Origin of the sequence: Arthrobacter sp. Leaf69, from assembly GCF_001422645.1 — a bacterium.
In the GTDB taxonomy this organism is placed as follows: Bacteria; Actinomycetota; Actinomycetes; order Actinomycetales; family Micrococcaceae; genus Arthrobacter.
This window is the reverse complement of the sequence record NZ_LMLR01000001.1, coordinates 873178-899574: the sequence shown is the minus strand read 5'-3', so window position 1 is coordinate 899574 and position 26397 is coordinate 873178. Positions and strand designations below refer to the sequence as shown.

General features: G+C 69.1%; 23 protein-coding genes. 12 read left to right on the top strand and 11 right to left on the bottom strand.

Translation table 11 applies throughout. The annotated features are described in order from the left end of the window. The first annotated feature begins 79 nt into the window (after positions 1-79). Positions 80-1585 (top strand): malate:quinone oxidoreductase, encoded by a 1506-nt coding sequence (locus ASE96_RS04125; protein WP_056426286.1) that lies wholly within the window; start codon positions 80-82, stop codon positions 1583-1585. Positions 1586-1672: 87 nt separating this feature from the next. Further along, positions 1673-4993, top strand: coding sequence for an efflux RND transporter permease subunit (locus ASE96_RS04120; protein ID WP_056426284.1), 3321 nt, complete (start codon positions 1673-1675; stop codon positions 4991-4993). A 402-nt stretch (positions 4994-5395) separates the two neighbouring features. Here ASE96_RS04120 and ASE96_RS04115 read toward each other — a convergent pair whose 3' ends face one another. Next, positions 5396-6850: an MFS transporter gene (locus ASE96_RS04115; protein ID WP_056426281.1), complete on the bottom strand. Its 1455-nt coding sequence runs from the start codon at positions 6848-6850 to the stop codon at positions 5396-5398. Positions 6851-7061: 211 nt separating this feature from the next. Between ASE96_RS04115 and ASE96_RS04110 the strand changes: the two genes are divergently transcribed. Then, positions 7062-8192, top strand: a complete 1131-nt coding sequence (locus tag ASE96_RS04110) for an LLM class flavin-dependent oxidoreductase (RefSeq protein ID WP_056426278.1) — start codon at positions 7062-7064, stop codon at positions 8190-8192. After that, positions 8192-8650 carry a MarR family winged helix-turn-helix transcriptional regulator gene (locus ASE96_RS04105; protein WP_056426275.1) on the top strand — a complete coding sequence of 153 codons (459 nt, stop codon included), beginning with the start codon at positions 8192-8194 and terminating at the stop codon, positions 8648-8650. Before ASE96_RS04110 ends, ASE96_RS04105 begins: the two co-directional genes overlap by 1 nt. A gap of 19 nt (positions 8651-8669) precedes the next feature. On the opposite strand, the gene ASE96_RS04100 is transcribed toward ASE96_RS04105, so the two are convergent. The 3 genes from ASE96_RS04100 to ASE96_RS04090 form a co-directional block, all read right to left on the bottom strand. Continuing rightward, entirely contained in the window at positions 8670-9476 is an 807-nt protein-coding gene (locus ASE96_RS04100) for a transglutaminase-like domain-containing protein (RefSeq protein WP_056426271.1), read from the bottom strand. Positions 9477-9562: 86 nt separating this feature from the next. Beyond that, on the bottom strand, positions 9563-10387 hold the full coding sequence (locus ASE96_RS04095) for a hypothetical protein (RefSeq protein WP_056426695.1): 825 nt from the start codon (positions 10385-10387) through the stop codon (positions 9563-9565). A gap of 29 nt (positions 10388-10416) precedes the next feature. Continuing rightward, positions 10417-11766, bottom strand: a complete 1350-nt coding sequence (locus tag ASE96_RS04090; protein ID WP_056426268.1) for a M20/M25/M40 family metallo-hydrolase — start codon at positions 11764-11766, stop codon at positions 10417-10419. Positions 11767-11851: 85 nt separating this feature from the next. Between ASE96_RS04090 and ASE96_RS04085 the strand changes: the two genes are divergently transcribed. Continuing rightward, positions 11852-12526 carry a DUF1684 domain-containing protein gene (locus ASE96_RS04085; protein WP_056426265.1) on the top strand — a complete coding sequence of 225 codons (675 nt, stop codon included), beginning with the start codon at positions 11852-11854 and terminating at the stop codon, positions 12524-12526. Positions 12527-12530: 4 nt separating this feature from the next. Continuing rightward, positions 12531-13055, top strand: coding sequence for a GtrA family protein (locus ASE96_RS04080; protein WP_056426262.1), 525 nt, complete (start codon positions 12531-12533; stop codon positions 13053-13055). Positions 13056-13127: 72 nt separating this feature from the next. On the opposite strand, the gene ASE96_RS04075 is transcribed toward ASE96_RS04080, so the two are convergent. The 6 genes from ASE96_RS04075 to ASE96_RS04050 all read right to left on the bottom strand — a co-directional run bounded on the left by ASE96_RS04075 (position 13128) and on the right by ASE96_RS04050 (position 19820). Beyond that, on the bottom strand, positions 13128-14285 hold the full coding sequence (locus ASE96_RS04075; protein WP_056426260.1) for a cysteine desulfurase family protein: 1158 nt from the start codon (positions 14283-14285) through the stop codon (positions 13128-13130). Beyond that, positions 14282-15295, bottom strand: coding sequence for a carboxylating nicotinate-nucleotide diphosphorylase (gene nadC, locus ASE96_RS04070; RefSeq protein WP_082492556.1), 1014 nt, complete (start codon positions 15293-15295; stop codon positions 14282-14284). The genes ASE96_RS04075 and nadC overlap by 4 nt, the downstream gene beginning before the upstream one ends. Then, entirely contained in the window at positions 15292-17151 is a 1860-nt protein-coding gene (locus ASE96_RS04065; protein ID WP_235500096.1) for an L-aspartate oxidase, read from the bottom strand. The genes nadC and ASE96_RS04065 overlap by 4 nt, the downstream gene beginning before the upstream one ends. Positions 17152-17165: 14 nt before the next feature. Then, positions 17166-18479 (bottom strand): quinolinate synthase NadA, encoded by a 1314-nt coding sequence (gene nadA, locus ASE96_RS04060; RefSeq protein ID WP_056426258.1) that lies wholly within the window; start codon positions 18477-18479, stop codon positions 17166-17168. Continuing rightward, entirely contained in the window at positions 18476-19192 is a 717-nt protein-coding gene (locus tag ASE96_RS04055) for an NUDIX hydrolase (protein WP_056426255.1), read from the bottom strand. The genes nadA and ASE96_RS04055 overlap by 4 nt, the downstream gene beginning before the upstream one ends. A 154-nt stretch (positions 19193-19346) precedes the next feature. Continuing rightward, positions 19347-19820 carry an Lrp/AsnC family transcriptional regulator gene (locus tag ASE96_RS04050; RefSeq protein ID WP_056426252.1) on the bottom strand — a complete coding sequence of 158 codons (474 nt, stop codon included), beginning with the start codon at positions 19818-19820 and terminating at the stop codon, positions 19347-19349. A gap of 176 nt (positions 19821-19996) precedes the next feature. Between ASE96_RS04050 and ASE96_RS04045 the strand changes: the two genes are divergently transcribed. The 5 genes from ASE96_RS04045 (at position 19997) to ASE96_RS04025 (ending at position 24787) form a co-directional block, all read left to right on the top strand. Then, positions 19997-21409, top strand: coding sequence for an amino acid permease (locus ASE96_RS04045; protein ID WP_056426249.1), 1413 nt, complete (start codon positions 19997-19999; stop codon positions 21407-21409). A 138-nt stretch (positions 21410-21547) separates the two neighbouring features. After that, complete coding sequence (locus ASE96_RS04040; RefSeq protein ID WP_056426246.1) at positions 21548-22594, top strand: thiamine pyrophosphate-dependent enzyme; 1047 nt, start codon at positions 21548-21550, stop codon at positions 22592-22594. Further along, positions 22587-23633, top strand: a complete 1047-nt coding sequence (locus ASE96_RS04035) for an alpha-ketoacid dehydrogenase subunit beta (RefSeq protein ID WP_056426243.1) — start codon at positions 22587-22589, stop codon at positions 23631-23633. The genes ASE96_RS04040 and ASE96_RS04035 overlap by 8 nt, the downstream gene beginning before the upstream one ends. Then, positions 23626-23955, top strand: a complete 330-nt coding sequence (locus ASE96_RS04030) for a biotin/lipoyl-containing protein (RefSeq protein ID WP_056426240.1) — start codon at positions 23626-23628, stop codon at positions 23953-23955. The genes ASE96_RS04035 and ASE96_RS04030 overlap by 8 nt, the downstream gene beginning before the upstream one ends. 4 nt (positions 23956-23959) lie before the next feature. Then, complete coding sequence (locus ASE96_RS04025) at positions 23960-24787, top strand: alpha/beta fold hydrolase (protein ID WP_056426236.1); 828 nt, start codon at positions 23960-23962, stop codon at positions 24785-24787. A 94-nt stretch (positions 24788-24881) separates the two neighbouring features. Here the strand turns inward: ASE96_RS04025 and ASE96_RS04020 are convergent, their stop codons facing one another. After that, complete coding sequence (locus ASE96_RS04020) at positions 24882-25289, bottom strand: hypothetical protein (protein WP_056426230.1); 408 nt, start codon at positions 25287-25289, stop codon at positions 24882-24884. Positions 25290-25681: 392 nt separating this feature from the next. Between ASE96_RS04020 and ASE96_RS04015 the strand changes: the two genes are divergently transcribed. Further along, a complete protein-coding gene (locus ASE96_RS04015) occupies positions 25682-26332 on the top strand; it encodes a phosphoribosyltransferase (RefSeq protein ID WP_326951829.1) in 651 nt (216 codons plus the stop codon). Positions 26333-26397 lie beyond the last annotated feature (65 nt).

The window sequence follows — 26397 nt, the reverse complement described above, 5'->3', positions numbered from 1 at the left end:
CGGACGGGGCCAATTTCAGTAAGAGGCCGGTGCGGGATATTCTGTGACAGCCAGACCCGCTGCTAATCGGAGACTGATTGTGACTTTCATTTCCAAGACCCAACATGCCGACGTCGTCCTGATTGGCGGCGGCATCATGAGCGCCACCCTCGGTGCCTTCCTGAAGCAGCTCGAGCCGAACTGGACGATCTCCCTGTTCGAGAAGCTGGACGAGCCCGGCCTGGAGAGCTCCGGCCCCTGGAACAACGCCGGCACCGGACACGCGGCGCTGTGTGAGCTTAATTACTCCCCCGCCGCCAAAGACGGCTCCGTGGACCCCGCCAAGGCGCTCCTCATCAACGAGCAGTTCCAGCTGTCCCGCCAGTTCTGGTCCCACCTGGTCACGAACGGCATGATCGGCTCCCCCAAGGGCTTCATCAACACCGTCCCGCACATGAGCTTTGTGATCGGCGAGGACAACACCAAGTTCCTGCGCACGCGCTACGAGGCGCTCAAGCCGAACCCGCTGTTCCGCTCGATGGAATACTCCGAGGACCACGCCCAGATCGCCAAGTGGGCCCCGTTGATCGTCAAGGGACGCGACCCGAAGCAGCGCATCGCCGCCACCCGCGCCGCGGAAGGGACCGACGTCGACTTCGGCGCCCTGACCCGGGAACTGACCACCTACCTCGGCAACAACGGTGTGGAGGTCAACTACGGCCACGACGTCTCCGGGATCAAGCGCGCCCCCGGCGGCGGCTGGGACCTGTCGATCAAACACCCCACGTCCGGCGAACACGGGTCGATCCGCGCGAAGTTCGTCTTTGTCGGCGCCGGCGGCGGCGCCCTGCACCTGCTGCAGGCCTCCGGCATTCCGGAAAGCAAAGGCTTCGGCGGGTTCCCCGTCTCCGGGCAGTTCTTCCGCTGCACCGACGAGACGCTCGCGGCCCAGCACAGCGCCAAGGTCTACGGCCAGGCCTCCGTCGGCGCCCCGCCGATGTCCGTCCCGCACCTGGACACCCGCTACGTCAACGGCAAGCGCTCCCTGCTGTTCGGCCCGTACGCCGGCTTCTCCACGAACTTCCTGAAGAACGGCTCCTACCTGGATCTGCCGCTGTCCATCCGGCCCTCCAACATCATCCCGATGCTGGCCGTGGCCAAGGACAACATGGACCTCACCGCGTACCTGGTCAAGGAAGTCGCCAAGCGGCACGGTGCCAAGGTGGAAGCCCTGCGCGAGTACTACCCAGCGGCACAGGACGGCGACTGGGAACTCATCACCGCCGGGCAGCGTGTACAGATCATCAAGAAGGATCCGAAGAAGGGCGGCGTGCTCCAGTTCGGCACCGAAGTCATCGCCGGCCGCGACGGCTCCATCGGCGCCCTGCTGGGTGCGTCCCCGGGCGCGTCCACCGCAGTGCCCATCATGATCGAACTGCTCCAGAAGTCCTTCCCCAAGCAGTTCAAGGGCTGGCAGTCCAAGTTCAAGGAGATGATGCCCGGCTACGGCGTCAAGCTCAACGAGAACCCGGACCTCGCCGCCAAGCTTGAAGCCGACACCGCCAAGGCACTCCAGCTGGACACGGTCAACGCCTCGCGCGGCTGACGCCCGCTCCGGGTTAAGGCCGTCTTGATCGCTTTGCAGCTTAGATCCCGTTGAACAACGTCCGCCGACCCATCAGGAGACCATGAGATGTTCCGGCTCGCAAAGCTGTCGCTGGCAAACCGGGCACTGATCGCGCTGATCACCGTCTTCGCGTCGGTGTTCGGCGTGATCACGATGTCCTCGCTCAAGCAGGAGCTCATCCCGTCCATCGAGTTCCCGCAGATCACGGTCATCACCTCGATGCCGGGCGCCTCGCCCGAAGTCGTGGACAAGCAGATCAGCGCTCCGCTGGAGACCGCGCTCAAAGGCGTTGAGGGCCTGGAGTCGACGTCGTCCACCTCCCGCAACGGGGTTTCCCAGATCAGCCTGGCCTTCACCTATGGTTCGAACCTGGACCGCGCGAGGAACCAGATCGACCGGGCCATCTCCAACGCCAAGCGGTCGCTGCCGGACGACGTCCAGCCCCAGGCCATCGCGGGCAGCATCAGCGATTTCCCGATCGTGTTCCTCGCCGTCTCCTCCGACAAGCCCCTCAGCGAGCTGAACGCCGATCTCGCCCGGCTCACCGTCCCGCAGCTGCAGAAGCTCAACGGCGTCCGCGGCGCCGAAGTGACCGGCGGCGCCACCCAGCACATCCAGATCCTCCCCCGGCCCGCGGCCATGGCTGCCTCCGGCGCCAGCATCCAATCCATCCGCGAGGCGCTGACGAACAACGGGGACCTGGTTCCGGCCGGGACCATCGAAGACCAGGGCAAGACGCTGTCGCTGCAGATCGGCAGCCCGGTGGACTCGCTGGACGCCATCAAGGCGCTCCCGCTGGGCGGCGCCGGCAAAGCCGCAACGATTGGCAGCGTCGCCGACGTCAGCATCGCCGAGGACGCCCGCACCTCGATCACCCGGACCAACGGCAAGGAAACCCTTGCCCTGTCCGTCACGAAGAAACCCGAGGGCGATACGGTCGGCATCTCCCATGCGGTGAAGGACGCCCTCCCCCAGCTCGAGGCTGAACTTGGCTCCAACGCCCGGTTCACACCGATCTTCGACCAGGCGCCGTTCATCGAAAAGTCCATCAAGGACCTCACCACGGAGGGCTTGCTGGGCCTGGGCTTCGCCGTCGGAGTGATCCTGGTGTTCCTGATGTCCGTCCGCGCCACCCTGGTCACGGCCGTTTCCATTCCCCTGTCCCTGCTGATCACGTTCATCGGGCTCTCGGCCACGGGCTACTCGCTGAACATCCTGACCCTCGGCGCCCTCACCATCGCGATCGGCCGCGTCGTGGACGACTCCATCGTGGTGATTGAGAACATCAAACGCCACCTGAGCTACGGCGAGGCGAAGATCACCGCGATCCAGACGTCCATCCGCGAGGTTGCCGGCGCCATCACGGCGTCGACCCTCACCACGGTGGCCGTCTTCCTGCCGATCGCCTTTGTCGCCGGCCTGGCCGGTGAGCTGTTCCGGCCGTTCGCGCTGACCGTCACCATCGCCCTGCTGTCCTCGCTGCTCGTCTCACTGACAATCGTGCCGGTGCTGGCCTACTGGTTCCTGCGGAACCCCGCCGACAACCCGGGCACTGCCCGTGAGACCACAGCCAGGAGCGCCACAGCCCCGGACGCGACAGCCCGGGACACCGCCGGCCGGGAGTCCACTGCCCGGGACATCGCGGCGAAGGCCCACGAGGCCGAGCAACGCACCGTCCTGCAGCGCGGTTATCTCCCGATTCTGACCAAAACCCAGAAGCACCCGGTGGTGACCCTCATTGCGGCCGTGCTGGTCCTCGGCGCCACCGCCGCCATGACCCCGCTGCTGGCCACCGATCTGCTGGGCAACTCCGGCGAAAACAGCATGACCGTCCGGCAGGCCCTCCCGGCCGGCACCAGCCTCTCCGAAGCCAGCGCTGCCGCGGTCAAGGTCGAGGACGTCCTGTGGGAGATCGACGGCGTCAAGGACGTTCAGGTCACCACGGGCAATGCCCAAACCGGATTCTCCGCGCTGCTGTCCTCCGGCGCCTCCAACTCCACCTTCACCGTGGTGACGGAGGAGAAGGCCAACCAGGCCCAGCTGAAGGACACCGTCCGCAGCGAGCTCGCCGGCATCCCCGATTCCGGCAAAATCACGGTGGGCTCGCAGCAGGGCGGATTCGGCACGTCGTCGACCGTGGACATCACCCTCAAGGCCGCCACCACCGCCGATCTGCGGACCGCGAGCGACGCCATGGTCAAGGCCATGGACGGCGTCCCCGGCGCGTCCGAGGTGGCTACGAACCTGGCCGCCAGCCAGCCCGTGGTGCAGGTCAAGGTGGACCGCGCCAAAGCCGTCGCTGCGGGCCTGACCGAGGAACAAGTAGCCGGCGTGCTTGCCTCCACCATCAGCCCGATCCCTGCCGGGACCGTGCGCATCGACACCAACGACTTCCCGGTCCGCATCGGTGAAGGCACCCGTTTCACGAGTATCGACGCCGTCAAACGGACCCCGCTGCCGACGGCGGCCGGCCCCGTGCCGCTGTCCAGCATCGCCGCCGTGGAGCAGGTGGATGTCCCCGTCTCCATCACCGCCAGCAACGGCCAGCGGACCGCACGCGTGTCCGTCACGCCGTCCGGCGCCAACCTCGGCGCGGTGAGCACCGAAGTGCAGGCCCGGCTTAAGACCGTCCAGCTGCCGCCGGGCGTGACCGCCGAAATCGGTGGGGCCACCACGCAGCAGGCTGAATCGTTCGGCCAGCTGGGCCTCGCGCTGCTGGCGGCCATCGCGATCGTCTACGTGATCATGGTGGCCACGTTCAAGTCGCTCGTCCAGCCGCTGATCCTGCTGGTTTCGGTGCCCTTCGCGGCCACCGGCGCCATCGGGCTGCTGCTCATCACCGGGGTGCCGCTGGGCCTGCCCGCACTCATCGGCATGCTGATGCTGGTGGGCATCGTGGTAACAAACGCCATTGTGCTGATCGACCTCATCAACCAGTACCGCCAGCCCCGGAACGGCGAGCCCGGCATGAACGTGGCGGACGCGATCACGCACGGCGCGCGCCAGCGTCTCCGGCCGATCCTGATGACGGCTCTGGCAACCGTATTCGCCCTGACGCCGATGGCCCTGGGCCTGACCGGCGGCGGCGGTTTCATCTCACAGCCGCTCGCCATCGTGGTGATCGGCGGCCTGATCTCCTCCACCGCCCTGACCCTGGTCCTGGTGCCCGTGCTGTACCGGCTTGTCGAGGGACGGCGCGAGCGGAAGGCCCTGACGAAGGCCGCGGCCGGTACAGGAGCCGGTTCGGGTGCTGGTTCTGGTGCCGGGGCAGATGCCGGCCTTGCACGTGCCGGTGCCCGAGGCCGCCGGGCGGCCCCCGGGGCTGTCCCGGACGATTTCCCGGACGACCTTCCCGAGGACGCGCGCGTTCCCAGCGGCTCGCAATAGCAGCCGACGGGCGGCCGGCGTCCTGTCAGTTCCGGACCGCTTTGCCGCGGCGCGGGGCGTGGGCGCCAGGACGATACGGCCGGATTTGAAGGTCCCGTCTTCCAGGGAGTGGCCTTGGAGGACGGTTCCTTCGTTGAGCGCGCAGTCGTCACCGATGGTCACCAGGGTTTTCTCCGGTATGCCGCAGCCTGCATCGTAGAGCCGCGCGCCCACCTTGCCGCGTCCGGACCGTTGCCTGGTTCCAGCCGCCGGGCGGTGCACCGGACGACAACAGGCTGACGGCAACCACGAGTGCCGCCGCGGTCCGTCCCAGTCTCAGCGTCATGTGGGCATCCTCCAGGCTAAGAAGATAGCGCCCCGGCCGTTCCAGAGAAAACCCGGCCTCACTTAGTGCTAACCGGTTTAGTGCGAGCCGGTGGGAAGCGGGACGGCGGCGGGCGCGGGGTCGGAAAACGCCAGCCTCGGCACCAGGAGCAGCACGCAAGCCGCGGCCAGGCCGGTCACGCCGCAGACGGCCCACACCGTGAGGTACCCGGCCAGCGGCGCCGCGGTTTCGCCGGCCCCGGCCGTAACGGCCCCGGCCTCGCCGAGGACGTGGCTGAGCAAGGCGATGCCAAACACCGCGGATGCGAAGGCTCCGCCGATCGTTTTAGTGGTGTTGGTCAGGCCGGTGGCCATCGCGGTCCGATTAAGGGGTGCGGCGGCGGCCGCCGCGGAGGGAAGCGCGGCAACGAGGGCGCCGGAGCCGATGCCGGCAATGGCCATGTTGACCAGGGCCTCGGCAAGGCTGCCGTGGAACGGCAGGAACAGCAGATACCCCGCGCCCACCAGTACCGCTGCGCAGACGAGCGTCCAGCGCGGGGTCAGCCGCCGCGTCACGAGCGGGTAGAGCAGGGCACCCACCAGCAGTGCCAGCACATAGACGCCGATGATGATCGAGACCTGGCCGGCGCGCAGGCCCAGCCCGTAGCCGTGGATGGCCGGGTCGGTCCGGGCGAACGTGGACAGCGGGGCCTGCGCGCCCAGCACGGAGACACCGAACAGCCCGGCGGTCAGCTGGACCGGCCACATGGACTTGCTGCGCAGCATCCGGATGTCCACCAGCGGATCCTCACGGCGCAGCTCGTAGCGCGTGAACGGGATGAAGACCAGGATGCCGGCGGCCACCAGCACCCACGGCCACCACGCGCCGGGGCCGTTGAGCCGCATGAAGGTCAGCCCGGACGTGATCAAGAGGAGTCCGACGGCGAGCAGGCTGAAGCCGCGCGTGTCCACCCGTCCGCCGCTGCGTTCGGTGGACTCCGGGACACCGAAGCGGATGGCAAACCAGCAGGCGGTGACGGCCACGGCGGGGATCATCAGGACCAGCCGCAGCTGGCCGGCGAGGACCTCCACGAGCGCTCCCGCGGCCAGGGCGCCCGCGATGACGCCGAATTCCAGCGCGCCGACCAGGAGCCCGGCGGCGCGGCGGGTGCGGGCGGCGCCGTCGGGCAGCTGGTGCACCCGGCTGAAGATCAGCGCGATCTCCAGCGGCAGCCAGACCACGTAGAAGCCCTGCAGGGACCAGGCCGCCAGGAATGTCCAGAAGTCCGGCGCGAGCGCCACACCCCAGGACGCCGCGGCGGTCAGCACCGTGGAGACGAGCAGGATCCTGCGGTGCCCGTACATGTCGCCGAGCTTGGCCAGCACCGGGACGGCCAGGGCGCTGACCGTCAGCTGCGCGGCCTCGAACCAGTTGACGTCGCCGTCGTGGATGTCCAGGTGCCGGGCGATGTCGGTGAGGATGGGTGTGTAGTAGCCCTGCAGGATCCCGCTGGTGATCTCGACCAGACACAGAAAAGCGAGGACGCGGCGCATGGCAACCTTCCGGGCGGGCTGAGCACCTGGAGGCCAGCCGATTGATTGCATCCTAGGCCTGCACTTGGCCACAGGCGGGAAACCGGGCCGCGGCAGGGCGGGGAATATTTGGACGCGGCGGGCGTTGTACCGGTCGATAGATGCAAATGCATGTACATCGGATATAGTAGGAAACAGCTCCCGGAAGTCTCCGGCCACGGAAAGGCACATCATGCAAATCGGCGTATTCAGCGTCAGCGATATCACCACCGACCCCACCACGGGCCGCACTCCCACGGAACACGAGCGCATCAAGGCGTCCGTGGCGATCGCCAAAAAGGTCGAAGAAATCGGCATGGATGTCTACGCAATCGGCGAGCACCACAACCGGCCGTTCTTCTCCTCCTCCCCCACCACCACACTGGCGTACATCGCGGCACAGACCGAGCGCATCATCCTGTCCACGGCCACCACGCTGATCACCACCAACGATCCCGTGAAGATCGCCGAGGACTTCGCGATGCTCCAGCACCTGGCCGACGGCCGTGTGGACCTGGTCCTGGGCCGCGGCAACACCGCCCCGGTCTACCCCTGGTTCGGCAAGAACATCCAAGACGGGATCGAACTCGCGATCGAGAACTACTCCCTGCTGCGCCGCCTCTGGGACGAGGACACGGTCAACTGGTCCGGCAAGCACCGCACGCCGCTGCAGAACTTCACCTCCACCCCGCGCCCGCTCGACGGCGTCGCCCCCTTCGTGTGGCACGGTTCGATCCGCACGCCGCAGATCGCGGAAGTGGCCGCCTACTACGGCGACGGGTTCTTCGCGAACAACATCTTCTGGCCCAAGGAGCACTACCAGCAGCTGATCGGCCTCTACCGCGAACGCTACGAGCACTACGGCCACGGCAAGGCCGATCAGGCGATCGTGGGCCTCGGCGGGCAGTTCTTCATGCGGAAGAACTCCCAGGACGCGGTCAAGGAGTTCCGCCCTTACTTCGACAATGCCCCGGTGTACGGCCACGGCCCGTCGCTCGAGGACTTCACCTCGCAGACGCCGCTGACCGTCGGCAGCCCGCAGGAAGTCATCGAAAAGACCCTGACCTTCCGTGAATACTTCGGCGACTACCAGCGCCAGCTGTTCCTGATCGACCACGCCGGCCTGCCGCTGAAGACCGTGCTGGAGCAGCTGGACCTGTTCGGCGAAGAGGTCCTGCCGGTGCTGCGCAAGGAATACGCCGAGAAGACCCCGGCCCACGTGCCCGAACCGCCCACCCATGCCGGCCGCGTCGCGGCGTCCCTCGCCGCAGCCGGACAGTCCGCCGCCGCCACCTCCAGCCCCGCCGGCACACAGGGCGCGTGATGGCCACCAGGACCGAATCCCCGGTGCGCCTGGCCGCCGAAACCTGGGAATCCCTGTTCCGCGCCCAGGTGGCGGTGATGCGCAGGCTGCAAGCCGGCCCGGCATTCAAGGGCCTCGCCATCAACGAGTACGACGTGCTCTTCACACTGTCGCGCTGCCCGTCCGGCTGGCTCCGCCAGAACGAGCTCAACGACCACGTGCTGCTGAGCCAGTCCAGCCTGAGCCGGCTGGTGGAGCGGCTCGAAAAGCGGGGCCTCGTGGAGCGCATGCCGGCACCCGACGACGGCCGTGGCGTCCTGGTCCGGCTCACCGAAGCTGGCCTGGACCTGCAGAAGCAGATCGGCCGGGAACATGTCCGCGACATCGCGGCCCTCGTGGGCCCGGCGCTATCGGCGGCCGAGCAGCAGGAACTGCTGCGCCTCACCGAGAAGCTGCGGGCCTCGGTGGCCGCGCGCTGAGCTGCAGGGTTTCCGGCCGCTAGTGGAGGGTGACGGGCTTCGTCGGATCCTCATCCGGCAGGTCGCCGTCGACGACGGCGGTCACCTGCATCTGCGTCAGCGACAGGCTGCCGCCCACCGTCGACAGGAACGCGGTGTCCGAGGAGTCCCGGCCGGCGGTGATCCGCAGCATGCTCTCCCGCGGTGCCAGACCGGTGGGATCGATGACGTGCCAGGCACCGTTGACATGGGCCTCGGCCACGGCGTGGAAGTCCATGGGATTCAGCCCCGGGGCGTACACGGCGGCCAGCCGGGCCGGAACGTTCTTGGCGCGCAGCAGCGAGATGGCCAGGTGCGCGAAGTCGCGGCAGACCCCGCGGCGGTGCAGCAGCGTCTCGACGGCGCCGTCGGTCCCGCGGGAGGAGCCGCTGATGTAGCGCAGCTCGCTGAAGACCCAGTTGCGCACCGCATGCACCAGCTCTTCGCCCTGCAGCCCGCCGAACTCCGCGTAGGCGGTGGGCAGGAGCCGGTCGGACTCGGCGTAGCGGCTCGGCCGAACATAGCGGATGAGTTCCATCAGCCGGGGTTCCTCCGGCAGGGCGGACCCGGAGACGGCGGCCGTGTACTCCACCAGCACGTCGGCGGGCTCCGCGAATTCCATGTAGTGGAACCGTCCGCCGTGGTGGTCGGAGAGCTCGGTCAGCGGGACATCTTCGCCGCCTGCCGTCACGGACAGGGACTCCACGAAGCTGCTGTAGCCGGCGTTTCGTGCCACGGACACCGCCAGGGCGACCTTGGTGTCGGCCACGGTCTTGAAGGCCAGGCGGGCGGCTACAGAGCGGTGCATGTATCTCCGGGGTGTGAGGTAGCGGCGGGTCGCGTCGCCGTCGCCCCCGCCGGTCCGATGGTGTGCGGGCGGCGGGCGGTGCGGGACTAGTTTTTGATCTCCAGAGACATTAGCATCCGCTGGACGTTGGCGAATTCCGAGCCGTCGTTGACGTATTTGGCCGCCTGGTCCAGGGTGTCGAAGGCCTTGGCCGGCGCCACCTTCTGGTCGGGCGCGAACGCCTTCAGCGCCGTCAGGTCCGCGAAGGAGTAGTCCCCCATGCCTTCGGGGCCGCGGACCAGGTTCTGCAGCACGCAGGCTTTTCCTGCCGCGCCGCCGACGATGTTGGTGATGCCGTAGGAGCCGAAGTACTTGTAGCCCTGGATCACCCGGAACACCACGTGGGGGTCGATAGTGCCCTCGCCGCCGCGGTGCGGCAGCTCGACCGGGACGCTGCTGACCACGACGTACGGTTTGGCGGCCTTGTCCGCGCAGGCCGGGGCGGGCTGGGGCCGGAGGCCGGTCTGCAGGGTGGCGAGGTAGCCGCCGTCGGCGTCCTTGACCTCGATCTTGAGCGCGCCGGGCAGGGTGCCCTGCTCCGGAGGTACCGACTGCGCAATCCATTCCCGTGGCAGCTCGAAACTGATTTTTTTCTCCGGATCCGTAAAGACCTTCCAGGCCGCCGCCGTCGAACCCGGCGACGCCGCGACGGTGGACCCTGGTGAGGCGCCCGGCGTCGGGTTGCCTGCGGAGGGTTCCGCGGATGGGTCCGACGGCGCCCCGCTCGCCCCGGGACTGCCGCCCGCCGTCCAGGCGGGCGTGCCCTTGCCGTCGCCGCTGCAGCCGGCCAGCGCCGCGGCGGCGAGCGCCAGGGCGGCGGCGATCCGGAGGCCGCGGGCCGCGGGCCGCCGGAAGGTGTCCGTCCCAGTCATGGTGCCAGCGTAGCGGGACATCGGGCCTCTTAGAGTGCCCGGATCAGCGTTTCGTAGAAGGTGACGCCGCGCTCCAGGGTCTCCAGCAGGATCTTTTCGTCGACGGCGTGGATGGAGGACCGCGCCTCGGTGTCCATCGAGAACGGGGCGAAACGGTACACGGCGGCGCAGATCCCGGTGAAACGGCGCGAATCGGTGCCCCCCATCATGATGTACGGGGTGACCAGCGCCTCGGGGAAGACCGCGGTGATGGCGGCCTCCAGCAGTTCCCATTGCGGCCCGGAGTAGGGCGAGACCGGGGAGGGGTCGTTGCCTTCCACCACGCGCAGCTCCACCTTGGGGTCCCGGATGATCCGCCGCAGCCGCTCCACCGTCCCCTCGACGGTTTCCCCCACGGCCACCCGGATGTTGGCGTTGGCCCGGGCGGTGGCGGCCAGGACGTTGGCCCCGGCGCTGCCCTCCAGGGTGGTGATGGCCACGGTGGTGCGGGTCATCGCGTTGGTCTCGTTCCCCATCCGGCCGAAGAGCAGCGTCACCGGGGTGCGGAACAGGGACAGCCTGGCGAACACTGCCCGCAGCGGCGCCGGGGCGTGCGGGCCGAACCGCCGGAGCGTCTCCGCGGTCACGTCCGGCAGCGACTGCGGGAACGGGTTCCGCTCGATCCGGGTGATGGCGCGCGCCAGCCGCGCCGTCGCGCCCATCCGGGGAGGGGTGGAGGCATGGCCGCCGGGGTCCCGGGTCAGCAGCTCCACATCGAGGATCCCCTTTTCGGCCACCCCGACGACGGCGGCCGGCCGGGTCACGCCGGGGAATGCCCCGCCGGCCACGGCGCCGCCCTCGTCCAGGACCAGCCAGGGCTTCACTCCCCGGCCGGCCAGCAGTTCCGCCGCGGCGGCGGCGGAATCCCCGGCGGTCTCCTCGTTGTTGCCGAAGGAGAAGTAGAGGTCGCGGGCGGGGGCGAACCCGGCTTCGAGCAAGGATTCCGCCGCTTCCATCACGGCGACCAGCTGGCCCTTGTCGTCGAGGGTGCCGCGGCCCCACAGGTGGGTGCCGTCAATGTGCCCGGAAAACGGCGGGTGGGTCCAGGCCTCCGGGTCGCCGGCGGGGACGACGTCGTAATGGGCCATCAGTACCGACGGACGCGCAGCGGGATCCGGTCCGGTGCCGGGCCAGCGGAACAGCAGCGCGCCGCCGTTGACGCGTTCGAGGTCGAGGGCGGCGTGCACGGCGGGATACCGGCGGGCCAGCGCGGCGATGAATCCTTCGAACTCGGCGGCGTCCACCTCATGGTCCAGCCGGGAGGACACGGTGCGGAACCGCACAAGTTCGGCCAGGGCGGCTGCGGCGCGGCTGACGGGAGGCCTGGGGCTGGTCTGCATGCGCGAAAGTCTACGGCCGCGCCGTCGCCGGGACGTGCCGCCCGGGGCGCGATTCGCCGCCGGGAAAGCGGGATACGCTGGGGACATGGCGGATCAGGATTTTGACTCCACAGATTTCGGAGACCAGGACAGCGTGGCGGATATCTCCGCCGTCGACATCGCGGACTGGCGGCTCCGGACCTTTGCGCTCTACGCCAACGTGCGGAAAATCGCGGCCGAGGATCCGGCCGAGGCGCATTCGTACTGGCGCCAGGAGCGGGACCGGATGTTCGGCACGCACCCCGCGTCGCCGCTCACCGCGGCCGCCAAGTCCAGCTTCGGCGGGCTGAAGACGGCGGACTACGATCCGATTTACCGCTTCCACATCCCGCTGACCAGCGAGGGTGCCGGGCGGGAAATGAACGTTGAGACCGGGACCGACGGCCTGGTGCGGTTTGTCCGGCTGGGCACGTTCGACCTGCCGGAAATGGGCCAGCTCGCCGTGTGGAAGCTCCGCGGCTACGGCGGCGGCATCTTTGTGCCCTTCCGTGATGCCACGGCCGGGCAGCCCGGCGGCAGCTACGGTGCGGGCCGCTACCTGCTGGACACCATCAAGGGTGCCTTCCACGGCGTGCAGGGGTCCGGCCCGGAGGCCGAGTTCGTCGTTGACTTCAACTTCGCCTACAACGCGTCCTGCGCTTACAACGAGGCGTGGGCATGTCCCCTCGCCGGCCCGTCCAACCGCCTGGCCGTGGAGATCCCTGTCGGCGAGCTGTACTGAGCGGATGGACACAGAGCTCGATCAGCACACCCCTGCCCCCGGCCCTGGCGCCGGATCTGCCCCCGTCGGCACGGTCAGTCCTCCCCGCCAGGCTCCCGTCCGCCGCCGGCACCGCGGCGTCCTCCGCTATCCGCTGGTCCGGCAGCTGCTGAGGTTCACCGCCGTCGGCGTCGTCTGCACGGCAACGTCCCTGGCGCTGTACGCGTTCCTCCGGCCGTACTTTGGCTCGCAGCCGGCCAATGCGACCGCCCTGATCCTGACGTCGCTGATGAACACCGCCCTGAACCGGCGGCTGACCTTCAAGATCACCGAACGCCACCGGATGAAGCGCGACCATCTCAACGGGCTGATCGTGATTCTCGTGGCGCTCCTGATTACCGGCGGCAGCCTCGGCGTGCTGCACTGGATCAATCCCGCCGCCACCGTGGCCGACGAGCTGTGGACCACCACACTTTCCGGCTTCGCGGCCACGGCCGTGCGCTTTACCCTGCTGCGGCACTGGATCTTCCGCCGCGCCCGGCACCGCTAACCCCGGTTGAGCTATCAGATAACGTCCCTCTGAGGGTCCCGGAACAGCATTAAGTGATAGCGCAACGCGGGGTCAGGGGGCGCCGAGGGCACGGACGCTGCCGACGGCGGTGCGGACCGCGGCCGCCGCCTCCTGCAGCTCGGCGGCCGTGATGGTGGTGTCGAAACTGAAGCGGACTGCGGTCTGGGCCACTTCCGTTTCGATGCCCAGGGCGCGCAGCACCGGGGACGGCTCGTCCGACCCAGCCGCGCAGGCCGAGCCGCTGGAGCAGATGACCCCCTGGCGCTCGAGTTCCAGCAGCACGGACTCGCCGCTGGTCCCGGGGAAGCAGAACGACGCGACGGACGGCAGCCGCTCCACCGGATGGCCGGTGAGGACCGCGCCCGGAACGCCGGCCTGCACCGAGCGGATGAAGTCATCCCGCAGGGCCGCGACCTGGGCCGCACGGTCCCCCTGCGAGCCCCGGGCGAGGGTGAGCGCCGTCGCAAGCGCCACAGCCCCGGCCACGTTCTCGGTCCCCGACCGGCGTCCGCGTTCCTGCCCGCCGCCGTGGATCACGGGCTCCAGCCGGGTGCGGCTCCGCACGAACAGGGCCCCGCTTCCTTTCGGGGCGCCTAGTTTGTGGCCAGAGATGCTCAGGGCGTCCACGCCCAGTGCTGCGGTGTCGAGCGGCAGCCAGCCGGCGGCCTGGACCGCGTCGGTGTGGAAGGGTATGCCCTGCGCGCGGGCCAGCGCGGCCAGGCGGGCGACGGGCTGCACGGTGCCCACCTCATTGTTGGCGTACATGATGCTGGCCAGGGCGGTTTCCGGCCGGAGCACGGCGGCGAGCGCCGCCTCGGTGACGCGGCCGTATGAGTCCACCGGCACGACGTCGACGGCGAAGCCGTGCACGCGCGCCAGGTAGCGGGCGGACTCCTCCACGGCGGGATGTTCGACGGCGCTGATCACCACCCGGTCCAGCCGCGGGTCAGCGGCCCGCCGGGCCAGCGCTATGCCCTTGACGGCGAGGTTGTCCGCCTCCGTGCCGCCGGAGGTGAAGACCACCTCGCCCGGGCGGCAGCCCAGTGCCTTGGCCGTTGCTGCCCTGGCCCCGGCGAGCGCCGTGGCGGCCGCGTCGCCGAGCGAATGGTGGCTCGAGGGATTGCCGAAGTCCCCGCTGAGGTACGGCCACATCGCTTCGAGCACCTCACGGCGGACCGGGGTGGTGGCCGCGGCGTCGAGGAAAATCATGGCGTGGCCTGGCCTGCTGCCTGTTCGGTGTTCTCCTCAGCGCGGTGCTGGTTCCTGCCGGATTCAAGTTCAATGTCGAGTCCCAGATCCAGGGCGGCCACGCTGTGTGTGAGTCCGCCGATCGAGATGACGTCCACCCCGGTGGCGGCAATGCCGGCGACGGTGGCCAGGTTCACGTTGCCGCTGGCCTCGACCCGCGCCCGGCCTGCGACAAGGGCCACCCCCGCGGCCAGCTCGGCCGGGGTGAAGTTGTCCAGCATGATGGTGTCCACCCCGGCGTCCAGTACCGGTCCGATCTGGTCCATGCGGTCCACTTCGACCTCGAAGTGGGTGGTGTGCCCCAGCCGGGCTTTGGCCTCCCGCAGCACGGCGGTGAGTTTCGACGGGTCTCCCCCGGTCAGGACGGCCAGGTGGTTGTCCTTGGCCAGTACAGCGTCGGAGAGTCCGAAGCGGTGGTTGGCTCCGCCGCCGCAGCGGACGGCGTAGCGTTCGAGCACCCGCAGCCCCGGCGTCGTCTTGCGCGTGTCGGTGATGCGCGCCCGAGTGCCGTCCACGAGGGCGACGAACTCCGCTGTTTTGGTGGCGATGGCGCTCATTCGCTGGACCAGGTTCAGGGCCACGCGTTCGGCGAGCAGCACAGCACGGGCGTTCCCGGAAACCCTCGCGAGCGCCGTTCCGGCGGCAAAGGCGGCACCGTCGGCCACGAGGAGTTCGACGACGGCGTCGGGGTCGGTGAGCTTCATCGCGGCCGCGAACACCTCCCCGCCGCTGAGCACGCCGGGCACCCGGGCGGCCAGCACCGCCGTCGCGCGAGTGTCCGCGGGAATGAGCGTCTGCGAGGTGATGTCGCCGTAGGGTGCGTCCTCCAACAGGGCGGCCCGCAGCACGGCGTCCACGGCAGCTGCGGGGAGAGTGCCGGCGAGCGCGGCGGTCACCGACGGCGCGGCGGCCACGGTGGTGGCCAGCGTGGAGGTCGGAGCGGTGGTCGGGGCTGCAACGGGTGCTGTCATGAGGAAATCCTTTGTTTCGGACGGGACGCGGCGGCAGGCCGGTGGCCGTGCGCGCCGGCCGGCGGGGTGGAGCGGGCGGGCGCTACAAGCAGAGCGGGGGCCGCGGGCACAGCGGGCGCGGCGGCTGTCGCGTCGGCCCGGTAGTGGGCGCCGATGGAGCCGGTCCGCTGCCGGGCGGCTGCCACAAGGAGTTGCGCGGCGAGCAGCAGGTTCCGGTCCTCGTGCTCCCGCGGGTCCGTTCCGTCCGTCACGCTCTGGGGACGGACGACGGCCGCCCACGAAGCCAGGACGTACTCCGCCTCCCGCAGCTGCTCCCCGCTGCGCAGGACCCCGGCGTCCGCAGTCATCAACCGCCGCAGGGCCTCGCGCGAAAATGGCCCGGCACCAGCTTCAGTCTTCACAACACCAACGGGCAAGCCGGCCGGGTGATATTCCCGGCCGACACTCAGTGCTGTCTGGCCGCCGTCGTTCGACGGTGTTCCGGAAGCGTGCGTCAAGGGGAGGCCGCCAGCGGCCGAGACAGCACGCGGAGGAACGGCGTCGGACGACGCCCAATCCGACGCGCAGCCAGTTTCGCCAGCCAAGAACGCCTCCACAGCGCGGCGGCCGAAGACCAGCCCCTCCAGGAGTGAATTGCTCGCCAGCCGGTTGGCGCCCTGCGCACCCGTGCATGCGACCTCGCCGGCCGCGTACAGCCCCGGCACGGAGGTGCGCCCCCACAGGTCGGTGGACACGCCGCCCATCCAGTAGTGCGCCGCCGGGGACACCGGAAGCCTCTGCGCCGTCCAGTCGTAGCCGGCGGCGCGGGTGGCGGCCGTGATGCTGGGAAAGCGCCGGGCGAGGAAGCCGGGCCCGCGGGCGGCCTCGATCCCCCGGGCGTCCAGGAAGACGGGGCTGTCCGCCGGCGCGCCCGTGGCGGCGAGGTGCAGGGCAATACTGCGGGAGACGACGTCACGCGGGGCCAGTTCGGCGTCCGGGTGGTAGTCGGGCATAAAGCGGTAGCCGGCGGCGTCGAGCAGGATGGCGCCTTCCCCGCGGACCGCCTCTGAAATGAGGAGCGCCGGCGCGCCGCCGGGCACCTCGTCTGCCGCGAGCGTGGTGGGGTGGAACTGGAAGAACTCCAGGTCGCGGACTGCCGCTCCGGCCCGCCAGGCCAGGGCCAGTCCGTCGGCAGTGGCGACTGAGGGGTTGCTGGTCCGGGCGAAGAGCCGTCCGGCACCGCCGGTGGCCAGGAGCACCGCGTCGGCCTGCAACCGCCGCGGCTGCCCCTTGGACAGGTAGGCGACGCCGGTGACCTGCGCGGGGACCGCCGTCGGGCCCGGTTCGGGAGAGTCGGTGAGCAGGTCCGTGACGAACGCGCCGGTCTCGACCCGCAGCCCGCCCTGGCCCACCCGGTTCAGGACGGCGCGCTCCAGGACGGCGGCGACCAGGGCCCTGGTAATGCGGGCGCCTGTCGCGTCCCCGCCGGCATGCAGGATGCGGGCGGCAGAGTGTGCCGCCTCCAGTCCGAGCGCCGGGCCTCCGCCGGGTCCGGCGTCGAACTGCACGCCGAACCGCTGCAGGCCGGCGATGTCCCGGACGGCCTCGGTGCACAGGACCCGCACGGCGTTGGGGTCGTTAAGCCCGGCGCCCGCGCCGAGGGTGTCGGCGATGTGCGCCGCCACGGAATCGCCGGGAGCGGCCTCCCCCGGGGCGAGCACCGCCGAGACACCGCCCTGGGCGTAGAAGGTGTTGCTCTGCTCGAGGGCTCCCTTGCTCAGGAGCACCACCTCGCACGCGGGCCCGCCGTCGCGGACCGCGTCGGACGCGAGAAGCGCGGCATACAGCCCCGCGATGCCGCTCCCGACAACAACCAACCGCGGCGGCCTGGTCACGGCCGCGCCGCCAGCATCCGTTCGAGGGCAACCTTTGCCGGGGCGGCGACGTCGTCCGCCACCGTGATCCGGTTAACTGCCTCACCCCGGACCAGCGCTTCCAGGACCCAGGCGAGGTAGCCGGGGTGGATGCGGTACATCGTGGAGCAGGGGCAGATCACCGGGTCCAGGCAGAAGATGGTGTGCTGCGGGTATTCCGCGGCCAGCCGGTTAACCATGTTGATTTCGGTGCCAATCGCGAAGGTGGTGGGTTCCGTGGCGCCGGCGATGGCCTTTCGGATGAAGTCCGTGGAACCGGCGGAATCAGCGGCGTCCACCACTTCCATGGGGCATTCGGGGTGCACAATCACCTGGACGCCCGGGAACTCGGCGCGGGCCTTTTCGATCTGGCCCACGTTGAAACGCTTGTGGACCGAGCAGAAGCCGTGCCAGAGGATCACGCGGGAATCGAGCAGGGTCTGTTCGTTGTTGCCGCCGAGGTCCTTGCGCGGGTTCCACATGGGCATCTGCTCCAGCGGCACGCCCATGGCCTTGGCGGTGTTGCGGCCCAGGTGCTGGTCAGGGAAGAACAACACGCGCTGGCCGCGCTCGAAGGCCCATTCGAGGACTGTGGCGGCGTTGGAGGAGGTGCAGACGATCCCGCCGTGCTCGCCGCAGAAGCCCTTGAGGGCGGCGGAGGAGTTCATGTAGGTGACGGGGATGACCGGGACCCGGCCGTCGGCGTCGGGCTCGGTGCCGAACAGTTCCTCCAGCTGTTCCCAGCACTCGGTCACGGAGTCGATGTCCGCCATGTCCGCCATGGAGCAGCCCGCGGCCAGGTTGGGCAGGATCACGGCCTGGTCCGGCCGGGACAGGATGTCCGCGGTTTCGGCCATGAAGTGCACACCGCAGAAGATGATGGCCTCGGCGTCGGGCCGGGTCAGTGCGGCATTGGCCAGCTGGAAGGAATCCCCCACGAAGTCGGCGTATTCGATCACTTCGTCGCGCTGGTAGAAATGCCCCAGCACGACGGCGCGGTCCCCCAGTGCCGCTTTGGCGGCGCGGATCCGCAGGTCGAGTTCGGCGTCGCTGGCCAGCTTGTACTCCTCCGGAAGCTGGCCCTGCCGGGGAGTTGAGGCGGGAGCGACGTCCGCGACGGAGGCGCCGGGACCGTAGGCGGGCACACCGGCGAGGGCCTCGGCGAGATCGTAGTCCCAGGGTCCTCGGGCCAGCGCGGGACTGCAGGTGGAGGCGCCCGTCGCAAGGCCCGTGGCGCTGCTGGCGGCCTGTTCGCGCGTGATCAGCTGGATGGCCGTATTGACGCTGCTCATGGTGTGCTCCTGTTGTCTGGGTCAAGGCCTGGGCGGCCGGTAAAGCGGTAGAGGCGGGGCGGGCGGTGTTTGCCGCCCTGCAGGTACTGGTCGGTTTCTTCGATCTCCGGTGTGGCCTTGACCTGCCGGCGGAAGTTGGCCGGGTCCAGCTCGCGGTCCAGGACGGCCTCGTAGACCTCCCGAACCTGCGCCAGGGTGAAGTACTCGCCGAGTAGGTGGTACGCGATGGACCCGTAGGCCATCTTGTTGCGCAGCCGCCAGAGCGCGTAGTCGATGATCGCGTTGTGGTCGAAGGCCAGTTCGCCGAGCCGGTCGGCCCGGAACCACTTGACGTTTTCGGATTCGTCCGCGAGCGCGGCCTCGGTGGGCTGCACCAGCGCCCAGTACACAATCGAGACGACCCTCTGGGTGGGCGAACGGTGCAGTCCACCGAACGCGTAGAGCTGTTCGAGGTAGCTGGGCGCCAGGCCCGTGGTCTCCTGCAGGTTCCGCGAGGCGGCGTCCGGCAGGGACTCGGAGTGGGTCAGCGGGCCCCCGGGCAGCGCCCACAGTCCCTTGAACGGTTCGCGGATCCGGCGCACCAGCGGGATCCAAAGGGTGGGCCGTCCGGAGCACTCACTGGGACGGAGGGCGAAGATCACCGTGGAGATGGCCAGCGACGGCGGCGCAAGCTGGCGCTCGGAGACGTTGGCTGCTGTGGTGTAAACGGTGATTCACCCGCCTTCTGAGGCTCCGGCCGGTCCCTGGGGACTGTCCTGACGCTCCGGCCCGACCGCCGGATTAGTTATAGTCAGATTGACTAGAACTAATTCTACGACCTCACGCGCCGGGTGCAAAATGTTTCAGGTCACATGGGGCTGCGGCCTTTCACCTGCCGGTGGCTGCGGCTTCCAGCAGCGGGAGCGTGCGGCCCTGGAAGTGAGTGTTCAGGACAATGACCGAGGACGAGCGCAGCACCGTCCGCGTGGCGATCATGGCGTCCAGCACGCGCTGGAGGTCCGAATTGGAGCGGGCCGCAATGCGCGCCATCAGGTCCGAACCGCCGGAGACGGTATGGATTTCGATCAGCTCAGGAATCGCCGCGAGGGCCTCGACCACAGCGTCGTGCCCCAGGTCCTGGTTGATCGTGAGCGAGCAAAACGCCACCACCGGAAATCCGAAATGCGCCGGATCCGGCTGCGGCACCCAGGAGCCGATAACGCCGCTGTCCTGCATCCGGTCCAGCCGCGACTGCACGGTGGCGCGGGCAACCTTGAGCACCCGGGACGCCTCCAGCACGGAGGCTCGGGGGGAATCCGTGAAGAATCGGACAATTTTCGCGTCCAAGGGATCAACGTTCATCGAATTTTCCTCCCGCCGCGAAGTACGCACGACAAACCGTTACGGTAACCCCGAATATAGCCAACAAACTGCCACCATCCTCTCACGGTGGGCGCATGGAGACCCTGCCCATTCACGGTAAATTCAATAGGTCCCATAAGGACTTAGAGATCCAAACCACACGAAGGTTCGCCAGTATGACAATGAAGTCCACCGCGGAGCGCCCCGGCCTGAAACTGGGCCACAGCATGAAGCCACGCCAACTCACCATGATGGGACTCGGCAGCGCCATCGGCGCCGGCCTGTTCCTGGGCTCGGGGGCCGGAGTCCAGGCCGCCGGACCCGCCGTCCTGATCTCCTACCTGGTCGCGGGAACCCTGATCATCCTGGTCATGTGGGCCCTCGGCGAAATGGCCGCCGCCAACCCTAACAGCGGCGCGTTTTCCGTCTACGCGGCCAAGGCCATGGGCCGGACCGCGGGAGCCACCGTGGGATGGCTCTGGTGGCTGCAACTGGTGGTGGTGATTGCCGCCGAGGCCCTTGGCGCCGCCGCCCTGCTGTTCACCGTGTGGCCGGTGGTTCCGGTCTGGGCCCTGTCCCTGATCTTCATGGCCGTGTTCACGGCCATCAACCTTGCCGGGGTGAAAAACTTCGGCGAGTTCGAGTTCTGGTTTGCCATCCTCAAGGTTGCCGCCATCCTGCTGTTCCTGGGCATCGGCACGGCACTGCTGCTGGGCTGGCTGCCGGACGTCGAGTCCCCCGGCCTCTCCAACTTCACCGCCGATTTTGCCCCAGCCGGACTGGGCGGGATCGCCACCGCGCTCTTCGTGGTGATCTTCGCGTTCGGCGGCACCGAGATTGTCAGCGTGGCCGCCGCCGAGACCGAGAACCCCCAGCACAGCGTGGGCCAGGCGATCCGCACCGTCGTCTGGCGGATCATGGTCTTCTACATCGGCTCGGTCTTCGTCATCGCCGCGGTCCTTCCCTACACGTCGGAAGAACTGGCCTCGCCGTTTGCCGGCGTCCTCAACGTGGCCGGCATCCCCGGAGCCGGCGCCGCCATCACGCTGGTGGCCGTCGTCGCACTCCTCTCGGCCCTGAACGCGAACCTGTACGGCGCCTCCCGGATGGTGTTCTCACTGTCCGAACGCGGCGAGGCTCCCCGGTTCCTGTCGAAGATCAACAAGGCGCGGGTGCCGGTGCTCGCCGTCGCGGTTTCCGTGGCGTTCGGCTTCCTGGCCGCCGTCCTGGAACTGGTCTTCCCGGAGCAGATCCTTCCGGCACTCTTCCAGCTGGTCGGCTCGACGTGCCTGATGGTCTGGGGCTCCGCGCTGGTCTCCCAGCTGATCCTCCGCCGCCGCGCGGACCGTGAGGGCACTGTCCTGCCGCTGCGCATGAAGGGCTTCCCGGGGCTGACCATCTTCGGCCTGGTCCTCCTGGCCCTGATCTTCGCCGTGGGCTTCAGCAGCCCGGACAGCAGCAAGCAGCTCTTCAGCACCATTGCCCTGGTCGCCGGTATTGCCGCCGCCTGCTGGATCGGCGCCCGGCTCACCCGCAACCGCAGCGCGGCGCCGGCCGAGCAGGCCGACCGCGTCGACGTCGGGAAGTAACGGGCCCTCGGCGCATCAACTGACCAGGCTGCACAAACTGCAAAGCCGGACGCCCGTCCTGCTAGCACTCTTGTGCAGTCTGGTCAGTGTTTTTCCGGCTGATTGCCCACTGCCCCGCGGGTGACTAGGGTCACAGCCATGGATACACTTCCCGTGGCTTCCGGCGTCGCCGCCGAACCGCTCACTCCCGCCCAGCTCCGCGAGCTCTATTCGCTGATGGTGGCCGTCCGCCACCTCGACACCTCGGCCATCGCCTGGCAGCGCCAGGGCATCATCCCCGGCTATGCGCCCGAGCTCGGCCAGGAGGCTGCCCAGGTGGGCAGCGGCTACGCCGTCGACACCACCCGGGACTTCGTCTTCCCCACCTACCGCGAGATGGGCGTCGCCCGCACCATGGGCGTGGACATGGTGGCGTACATGTCCACCCACAAGGCCACCTGGCACGGCGGCCTCTACGACCCGGTGGAATCCCGGCTCGCCCCGATCCAGGCCGTGGTGGCCGGCTCGGTGCTGCACGCCGTCGGCTGGGCGCACGGCCAGACGCTGTCCGGCACCCCCGACGGCAAGCTCGGCGTCGCGATGACATACTTCGGCGACGGCGCCTCCTCCCAGGGCGACGTCCACGAGGCGCTGAACTTCGCCGCTGTGATGAAGGCCCCCGTGGTGTTCTTCGTGCAGAACAACGGCTGGGCGATCTCGGTCCCCACCGAACGCCAGGTGGCCGGCGGCTCCGTCGCCGCCCGCGCCGCCGGCTACGGCATGCCGGCCCTGCAGATCGACGGCGACGACGTCGTCGCCGTCGTCGAGGCCACCCGCCGCGCCTTTGCACACGCCCGGGCCGGGAACGGCCCCGTGCTCATCGAGGCCATGACGTACCGCCGCGGCCCGCACTCGACCTCCGACGATCCGGGACGCTACCGCTCGCTCGACGAGGAGCGCGACGGCGCCGGCCTGGACCCGCTGGAACGGTTCCGGCAGCGGCTGGTCGCCGACGGCATCGCCGACGAGGCGTTCTTCGCCGAGGCCCTCGCAGCGGCCAAGGCCGAGGAGGAACAGATCCGCAACGGCATCCAGGCCCTGGGTTCCCGCCCCGGCACCGAAATGTTTGACCTGGTCTTCCAGGAAACCACCCCTGCCCTGCAGGCCCAGGCCGCCAACTGGCGCGAGGAGTCCGAACATGTCTAACTCGATTCTCGAAGGCGCTGCTGCCGCGGGCCCCGCCGCGGCAGCCACCACCGTGATGTCCATGCAGCAGGCCCTCAACCGGGCCCTCGACGAGGTGCTCGCCGAGAACCCGAAGGCCGTCATCTTCGGCGAGGACTGCGGCCGGCTCGGCGGCGTCTTCCGCATCACCGACGGCCTACAGGCCAAGCACGGCGAGCAGCGCGTCTTCGACACCCCGCTGGCGGAATCCGGCATTCTCGGCATGTCCGTGGGCCTGGCGATGGCCGGGTTCCACCCCATCCCCGAGGTCCAGTTCGACGGCTTCGCCTACCCGGCGATCAACCAGATTGTCTGCCAGATTGCCCGGATGAACTACCGCAGCCGCGGCACGATGCCGATGCCCATCACCCTGCGCGTTCCCAGTTTCGGCGGCATCCGCGCCCCCGAACACCACGGGGAGAGCCTCGAGGCACTCTTCGCGCACGTTCCCGGGCTCAAGGTGGTCTCGCCGTCGAACCCGCACGAGGCGTACCACCTGCTCAAGTATGCCGCCACGCGGCCGGACCCGGTGATTTTCATGGAGCCGAAGTCGCGGTACTGGCAGAAGGGCGACGTCGACCTTGCGCACTGCGATGCGGACGGCGGCACCCCCACCGGTGCGAAGGTCATGCGCGAGGGCCGCCACCTCACGCTTGTCGCGTGGGGTGCCATGGTGGCGCGCTGCCTCCAGGTGGCGGAGCTCGCCGCAGAGGACGGGATCGACGTCGAGGTCCTGGACCTGCGCTGGCTCAAGCCGATCGACGCCGAGGCGCTGGCCGCGTCCGTGCGCAAGACGCGCCGCGCCGTCGTGGTCCATGAGGCGCCGCTGACGTCCGGGCTGGGCGCCGAGGTGGCACAGCTGATCACCCAGAGCTGCTTTGACACGCTCAAGGCGCCCGTGGAGCGCGTCACCGGCTTTGACGTCCCGTATCCCTCGGGGGACCTGGAAGATGAATACATCCCGAACATTGACCGGATCCTCTTCGGGATCCAGCGAGTATTGGAGTACAAACGTGGCTGAAATTTCCTTCCCGCTCCCGGACCTCGGTGAGGGCCTCATCGAGGCGACCGTGCTGGAATGGCTCGTGGCCCCCGGCGACCAGGTGGAGCGGAACCAGCCCCTCGTCGAGGTGGAGACCACCAAATCCGCCGTTGAATTGCCCAGCCCGCAGGCAGGTAAGGTTGTGCGTATCCACGGCGGGCCCGGTGACAAAATCAATGTCGGCGAGCCCCTGATTGTGTTTGAGGTGCCGGACAACACCGCCGGCATCGTGGGCACGGTCCCGAAGGAAGAGGCACCAAAGCGCCGGGTCCGCCTGAGCGCCGTACTTGATGAGGACTGACACCATGAGCGGCAGACACACCGGCGAACAGCATTCGCACACCGTCGAGGGCACCGACCCCCAGCTGTACGTCGGGGTGCATGAACCGGAGTCCGATGCCGGGCTGCGGCCGGTCCTGCTGCTGCACGGTTTTTCCTCCTCCTCCAAGCTCAACTGGGAGGACACGGGCTGGATCAGCGCCCTGCTGGAGGCCGGCCGCCGCGTCATCACGGTGGACCTGCCCGGCCACGGCCGCAGCGGCGCCCCCGAGGACATGGACTCGTACACCCCCAGCAGGATCCGCGCGGACCTGCTGCAGATCGCGTTCGACGCCGGAGCCGGCCCCCTGCGCGACGGTGACCCTTCCAGCGGGCTGGACCTGATCGGCTACTCGCTCGGTTCCCGGCTCGCCTGGGAGTTCGGCGCCACGCAACATGAGCTGGTGCACCGGCTGGTCCTGGGCGGCCCCAACGTCGCCGATCCGCTGGCCGACTTCGACCTCGTTGCCGCCCAGCGCTACCTGGCCGACGGCACGCCGATCGCCGACGCGTCCACCGCCGGGCTGCTGAAGATGGCGCAGATGCTGCCGAGCAACAACATCTTCTCGCTGCTTTCCCTCGTGGAGGCCATCAAGAGCGAGCCGTTCGATCCGGCCGAGGCCGTGCCGCGCGTTCCGATGCTGCTCGTGGCCGGCGAGAAGGACGAGCGGGCCGCCTCCATGCCGGACCTCGCCGCGCTCGGGCTCAAAGCCGGGGCCATGGTGGAACAGCTCGTCCTGCCGGGACGGAACCACACCAACGCCATCACCAGCCGGGCCTTCAAGCAGGGGGCCGTCAGCTTCCTGGGCGTCTAGTCCCCCGGCCTCCCCGACGCAACGCGGGGTCAGGTCCCGTCCATCCGCCGCTACGGCGATGGGCCGGAGCTGACCCCGCGTTGGTTTAGGTGGCCTAGTAGTCGACGCCCGGCTTTGGCTTTCCCTCCATCTGGAAGCACGCGGACGAGGACAGCACGTTGAGCGCGTTCCGCTCCGGGTTGTACTCGATCGCGTGCCGGAAACCCGCCTGGCTGACGATCACGAGTTCAGGGTCTCCGTTGACGCTGGTCTTGTCCCTGACGGTCCAGCCGCTCTTGGCGGACCAGTCGGTCTTGATCTGCTCCAGCAGGGCCGCGCCGTCGGCGTCCCCGCTGAGGAGTACATCCATCGTGCCCGGCCAGTAGTAGCCGCCGGTCTCGCATTCAAAGAGGGCGCGCGACGTCTCGGTCTGCTTGGTCGTCGCCACTACAGCCGGCGGGACCACCGACATCAACTCGTCCTGCTGGCTGCGGGTGGACTGTTTCGCGGTGGCAAGATCCATACCCGGGCTCCGAGGTTCGGCGGCGGGCGCGCAGGCAACCAGTGCGCCCGCCAGGCAGAGGACGGAAACGGCTGCCGGCAGCCGGGCGGGAGGCCTGGCGGTGTTCACCCGCGGCTCCCACAGATCACGCGGGCGATGCGCAACTGCGCCCGGCTCCGCGCCATAAACGGAGCGCCAAAAAGTCGCAGCCATTGATTCCCCCAAGTTATTCCCCATAGGCGGGAGCACCGGTACGTCCCGCCCATGGACATGCTACGGGCGTTACTCCATTCGCTGGATGGATAGAACTGCCCGCCGGGAGGATTGCTGGCACCGGTCTCGCGCAGCTACCCCGGCGGACGTAGGCTGGCCACAGCAGAGAGGGCGGAAACCGGAAGAGGGACGCCATGGGCATGCGCTTCACAGACCGCGGGCAGGCCGGCAGACTCCTTGCCGGCGCCCTCCCCCAGTTCCGCGGGCGCCCGGACACCGTGCTGCTGGGACTCGCACGTGGCGGTGTCCCGGTTGCCGCCGAGGCCGCCGCAGCGCTCCAGCTGCCCTGGGACGTACTTCCGGTCCGCAAGTTGGGGATTCCCGGACACGGGGAGACCGCCTTCGGTGCACTGGCAACAGTGAACGGCCGGGTGGTGCGCGTGGTGAACCGGCCCTTCGTGGACGCGCTCCTGGAGTTGGGGATCCAGCAGTCGGCGCTGGATGAGGTGGTGCGGCTTGAGCAGGCGGAAGTGGAGCGCCGCGCCGGAGCGTATCCGGGGCCGCGGCTGACACTGACCGGCAAAACCGTCATCGTGGCCGACGACGGGATGGCCACCGGTTCAAGCATGCGGGCCGCCGTCGAGGCGGTGCGGGCGGCCGGCGCGGCGAGCGTCGTCGTCGCGGTTCCCGTCGCGTCGCTGGAGGCCCAGACGCCCCTGCAGCAGCTCGCCGACGCCGTCTTCAGCCTCTTCATCCCCGGCCAGTTCCGCGCCGTCGGCAGCTACTACCGCGAGTTCCGGCAGGTGCGGGACGACGACGTCGTCCGGCTGCTGGGCACCCGGCGCGCCTGAACGCCGACGCGGGGTCAGATCGCGCCTATTCCGGGCCGTCGGATGGGCGCGGAGTGACCCCGCGT